Origin of the sequence: Methanoregula sp., from assembly GCF_002835825.1 — an archaeon.
Classification (GTDB): Archaea; Halobacteriota; Methanomicrobia; order Methanomicrobiales; family Methanospirillaceae; genus Methanoregula.
In genome coordinates this window covers 1-5,240 of record NZ_PIZH01000145.1, presented here as the reverse complement: position 1 = coordinate 5,240, position 5,240 = coordinate 1, and the positions used below count along the sequence as shown (strand labels likewise).

Sequence of the window (5,240 nt, the reverse complement as noted above, 5' to 3'; positions counted from 1 at the left end):
AAATGGTAAGGCGGATATGTTCGATATTGTTGAGCCATTCTAATAAGACATATACTCCGGTAAGCAGCCCGAGCAGGGTCGTGAAGAGTCCCATCATACCGAAATAGAACATCGGATTGTTGACCCGTGCGAGGCGGTATATCGTGCTGACGATTTTTATTCCATCATGGAATGGGGAAAGTTTGGTTGCAGTACCAGGGCGGCGGGAATATTTTACCGGTACGACCATGATCCGGTGGCCGTTCCGCACGGCTTCTACCGAGATTTCCGTCTCAACCTCAAAGCCCTTCTCCTTTAAGTGCATCTGGTGGATGGCAAGTTTCGTGAATGCCCGGTAACCTGACAGGATATCATGCAGGTCGCGGCTGTGGGCGATCTTGAAGAGCATATTGAGCATATGATTGCCAAAGAGGTTCAACCGGGAAAATGCACCTTCTTCGGCATTGATGAGACGGTCCCCGATTACCTGGTCGAACCCGAGGAACAATGGTGTCAGCATCTTTTCCGCATCTTTTGCAGAGTAGGTGCCGTCGCCATCAAGCATGAGGATGTAGGGTTGTTCGATGACCTCAAATGCCTCGATGATTGCATTTCCTTTTCCTTTCCCGGATTGCGTCCGGACATTTGCACCAGCCTCACGGGCAACCTTTACGGTGTTATCCGTGCTCCTGCCATCCATCACAAGGATGTGGTTATAGCCAAGTGCCTTGAATTCCCTGACCACCCCTCCAATAGTCGGCCCTTCATTCAGGGTAGGAATTAAAATGCAGACCTCATCTTTGTTGAATTTCATTGGTATAGTATTTTTAATCCGGTGTCATAAGTGCTTCTATGCATCTGCCCAAGAAAGGGCTGAGGGCGCTCGGAATTGCTGAGAGCTATACCGGGAGTACTACTTCAACTCTTGCCGGGATTGTGATGAGAAAAGATCTCCGGATCGACGGTTTCTGTTTTGGGACGGTGACTGTTGGGGGCATGGATGCAACCGAAGCGATCATCGGGATGGTCAATCGCCTCCAGAGAAAAGACCTGAACGTGATTCTCCTGTCCGGCTGTGTCATTGCCTGGTTCAATGTCATCGATCCAGGTCGGATTGCAGAAGTCACCGGTGTTCCGGCTATCTGCGTTACGTATGAGGAATCAGATGGACTGGCAGAAGACATACGGCACCATTTTCCTCATGATGAACTACGCCTTTTGGCATATCAGGATCTGGGGAACCGTAATCCTGTTCGATTGCACACGGGCCAGTCTATCTATCTCCGCAGCTGGGGGATTACAGCGGATGATGCAGCGCGTCTCTGCAATGATTTTACCCACGAGGGCGGGATTCCGGAACCCCTGCGGGTGGCCCGCCTCTGCGCCCGCTCGTGCTCGTTTTCTCGCTTTACAGAACCTGATGCGGGATACCATTTGCCTTGAGAGATGACTTCAAATAACCAAAAGAAAAATAACTGATGTCAATTGAGGATTCTTGTTCGGAGTTGTTTCCCATGGTTACGGATGAAAAACTTGCACGCTGGGTCTGTCTTGAGTGTCACTATATCTATGATCCGGTAAAAGGCGACCCGAAGAATGGAATCCCGGCAGGAACCCCCTGGGACAATGTCCCTGATACCTGGCGCTGTCCGGAATGTAAAATATTCAAAGCAAAAAAGGGCGTCTTCAAGCGCTTAGATGACTGAGATACTCTTCCATCATTTTTACCTCTCGTGTTTTTTCTTTGTGCGGATAGGTGTCGCTTGAGATCATCTGGTTGGTCTCCCGGTCATAGACCTCGAACCGAATTGTATCCCCGGGACGGAAGGTCCCCTGGGAGTAATAGATAACTATCTCAGCTTCCGGGATCCAGGACAAACCACCGGTCCCCATTCCCCCGATTGTCTGAATTCCCAGTGGTTTATTGTTGATGTAATACTGGAAATTGATATACGGTATTTTGCAGGGAAGGCGCTCCCCGTTCCGGTAGGTAATGGCATAGAGTTTCCTATTATCATATCCTCTGGTTCCGGAGTTTTTCACAATCAGTTTGTTTTCATATTTCCAGCTCGCGGTTTTAGTGTATTCCATTGTTATGATCTCAAAGATCACCGGAATCTCATCAGAGGAATACTCCGGAAGCGAAGGTATCATGAGTAACACCAGTGCGGCAAGGATGAACGTTATTGTCATGATGAGAATGCAACCGTGGATTGCAGGGGATGCCCCTTCGTTTACTGGTTTCACGATTCTATATTGCTTACAATTATTATTAATTTTTATGAATTAATTTTTATACATTTTTTTTGAACCCGGATTTTTATGTGGGTTTCCCTGGATCTGCGTAGGATTCCGCCCGTGCCGTGTCTCGTTCTTATGCGAACCTGGTGTTATGAGGCAGATGAAGGAAGTGAAAAAGAAAAAATGATTGGTATGGTGCAGTCAGCAAAACCTCCATGAAAATAAGGATTTCAAATGCTCGTGTTTACAGGAAATATATTCCATGAACAGGTGGTTAGCAGGATCCGGAAATGAATAATTCCTGAAGACCCATCCTGTCTCGCAAAAGGAGTCCGCAAAAAAATTCCCTCAATGACCTGCTGATAATAAATATGCCGTGAACCAATTTCTGGTAAAATCCAGTGTTGTTTCTTGAGAATTCCCGTGTCGCTGATGTCAATGCACAATACTCATTCCGATTTGAAAGAAGACTGCCGGAAGTATTATTCCAAAGGCCTTGCGCTCGGGCGCAGCGGGCAGCATAACGAGGCGCTCGTGGCGTTCACCCGTGCCCTTGAAGCCGATCCGGCATTTGCTCCCGCGTGGGTGGGTCGTGGGTTTGCCCTGGGCAAACAGGGACGCTACGAAGAAGAGATCGAATGCTGCGATAAGGCGATAGCGCTGGATCCCCACAATATCGATGCATGGAACAACCGCGGATTTGCCTGCGGGATGCTGGCACGGTTTGAGGAGAAAATTCACTGCTGCGAACAAGCGCTTGCGCTCGATCCGGAGAATGCAACCGCATGGAACAACAAGGGTGTTGCATTAGGGATGCTTGGCCGGCACGAGGGAGAGGTTCATTGCTGCAATCGGGCACTTGCCGTGCGGCCCCGGTACCTGTCAGCATGGGTGAACAAGGGATTTGCGCTTGGAAAACTGAAACGCTACGAAGAGGAGATTGCGTGCTATGACCGCGCCCTGAAGATCTATCCGTTCTTTCTCTCCGCTCTCGTCAACAAGGGAGTGGCCCACATCCACCTGAAAGAATACCGGGATGCGATTGAGACCCTCGACCGTGCTCTTTTGATTGATCCGACACATGCAAAAGCACTGTACCGGAAAGGGCTCGCACTGTCGCTCCTGGGCCGGCATTCAGAAGCGATACCGGTTCTTGAAAAAGCGCTTGAGTTCGATCCTGCTATTGCCGATGCGTGGGTTGTTTTGAGCAACTCGTGTTTCCTTACCGGCCGGCTCGAAGAATCGGCCCGGGCTTTTGATCAAGCGTATTTCCTTGATGTAAATGATGTCCGTACGGGTCTTGTGAAAGGAATGTCGCTCTTAAAAACCGGGAAGGTCGACGATGCGCTTCACGCGTTTTCTGAAGTTCTCGGCATTCTCCTGCGATAGGATACTCCGCATTTTTATGCCCGCTCTACGAACCGGAATACATGGATGTTGAGGAGTATGCCCGCAGGGGTCTTTTTGAAGGCAGGAACGAGAGTGCCCTCAAGGAAAGCCTCGCCGATCATATTGTCCGGATAAAAGGGTGTAACCCCTCGTATGCAGCAGCTTTTGCGCAGGCAGTGATAGAGGAAGTAAAAAATTCGGGGGGGCTCACGGGCGATTTCTTCGAGTATGAACCTGCGGGTGTCTGCATGGGTGAGTTTGGCGTGGGCTCCCGGGGCAAAGGGGACTTTTTTGCGCATCGCCAGATCGCCAGCATCATTGGCAAGACTTCAGCCTCGGTGGGCGTTGACGAGATGGACGATGCCGGTGTAGTGAAGGCCGGCGGCCAGTACATTGTCTGTACCGTTGATGGAATGCATTCCCGGCTCTCCGATTTCCCCTTCCTTGCAGGATTTCACGTTACGCGGGCAACGCTCCGGGATGCCTATGTGATGGGTGCAAAGCCCGTCATGCTCTTCTCCGATATCCATGTTGCTGATGATGGCGATGTGGCCAAGATCTTCGATTATACGGCAGGGATTACCACGGTCGGGGAAGCGATGGATGTTCCGCTGGTTTCCGGTTCCACACTCCGGATCGGTGGCGATATGGTGCTTGGCAACCGGCTCACCGGCTGTGTCGGCGCGGTAGGAGTTGCAGAGCACATCACGGCAAGAAAGTCCACCCGGCCGGGAGATGTCCTGCTCATGACAGAGGGTGCTGGCGGTGGCACAATCGCGACTGCTGCCATCTACTCCGGCTTCCCCGAGGTTGTTGAGCAGACCATAAACCTGAATTTCCTCGTTGCGTGCGAGACACTGCTGAAAAATCCCGTCTTCCCCCGCATTCACGCGATGACCGACGTTACCAATGGCGGCCTTCGCGGGGACGCATTCGAGATGGCGGAGACGGCCGGCTGCCGGATTGTCATTGATGAGACAGAGATTGGAAGCCTTGTCCAGTCGCAGGTAAAAGAGATGCTTGAAAAACTCCAGATAGATTATCTTGGAGTTTCGCTGGATTCGCTTCTGGTGGTTGCCCCGCAGGAGATGGCAGACGATATTATCCGGGCCGTTGGCTCCGCGGGAGTAACCATGAAGCAGATTGGTCATGTCGAGGCCGGGAAACCTGAAGCTGTGCTCCGCAGGGATGGCAGAGACCATGACTTCTCGCCACGGTTCCGTGAGTCTGCCTATACTCCGGTCAAGAAGGTCGCGGACACGGAAGTGCGCGATTTCGAGGAGATGAAGGAAGGGGTTGTGCGGGCATCGGAGGCGGCGATCCGGAAGAAGGAACGTGTGCTTGCAAAACTGAAAGGAACAAAATAAACCTGCTCTGTTGAAATCCGCACTCGTACGATGGGAGCTGAAACCCCCTACCCTCAGTTGCGATGAACGGCCGCCGCCCCGAAGGGCGCCCCGCGGCGGCATCTATTACCTGTTCGAATCGATGCAAATTTTACTGTAATGGTAATGCCGGGGCATGTCCTGGGCTCCCTCATTGTTATTTATATAAGGCTCGCGTACGGCCAAGTTCCACGGGGCGAGGGTCGGCAGACCCCGAGCGCCCGTGGTTCCATCCCTGTCTGACAC

General features: G+C 51.6%; 6 protein-coding genes. 4 read left to right on the top strand and 2 right to left on the bottom strand.

What is annotated here, in order from left to right; translation table 11 throughout:
- Positions 1 to 793, bottom strand: a 793-nt coding sequence (gene aglJ / locus CW742_RS06595) for an S-layer glycoprotein N-glycosyltransferase AglJ (protein ID WP_292418152.1), incomplete at its 3' end; no start/stop codon positions are given.
- A gap of 38 nt (positions 794 to 831) precedes the next feature.
- Between aglJ and CW742_RS06590 the strand changes: the two genes are divergently transcribed.
- Positions 832 to 1,422, top strand: coding sequence for a DUF99 family protein (locus tag CW742_RS06590; protein WP_292418149.1), 591 nt, complete (start codon positions 832 to 834; stop codon positions 1,420 to 1,422).
- Positions 1,423 to 1,493: 71 nt separating this feature from the next.
- Positions 1,494 to 1,685 (top strand): rubredoxin, encoded by a 192-nt coding sequence (locus CW742_RS06585; RefSeq protein WP_292418146.1) that lies wholly within the window; start codon positions 1,494 to 1,496, stop codon positions 1,683 to 1,685.
- Here the strand turns inward: CW742_RS06585 and CW742_RS06580 are convergent.
- Positions 1,666 to 2,226: a hypothetical protein gene (locus CW742_RS06580; RefSeq protein WP_292418145.1), complete on the bottom strand. Its 561-nt coding sequence runs from the start codon at positions 2,224 to 2,226 to the stop codon at positions 1,666 to 1,668. The genes CW742_RS06585 and CW742_RS06580 overlap by 20 nt on opposite strands.
- Before the next feature lie 432 nt (positions 2,227 to 2,658).
- Here CW742_RS06580 and CW742_RS06575 point away from each other — a divergent pair, with 432 nt between their 5' ends.
- Both CW742_RS06575 and CW742_RS06570 read left to right on the top strand, forming a co-directional pair.
- Positions 2,659 to 3,609: a tetratricopeptide repeat protein gene (locus tag CW742_RS06575; RefSeq protein WP_292418143.1), complete on the top strand. Its 951-nt coding sequence runs from the start codon at positions 2,659 to 2,661 to the stop codon at positions 3,607 to 3,609.
- Between the two features lie 41 nt (positions 3,610 to 3,650).
- Positions 3,651 to 4,976 (top strand): AIR synthase-related protein, encoded by a 1,326-nt coding sequence (locus CW742_RS06570; RefSeq protein ID WP_292418140.1) that lies wholly within the window; start codon positions 3,651 to 3,653, stop codon positions 4,974 to 4,976.
- The last annotated feature ends 264 nt before the right edge of the window (positions 4,977 to 5,240 follow it).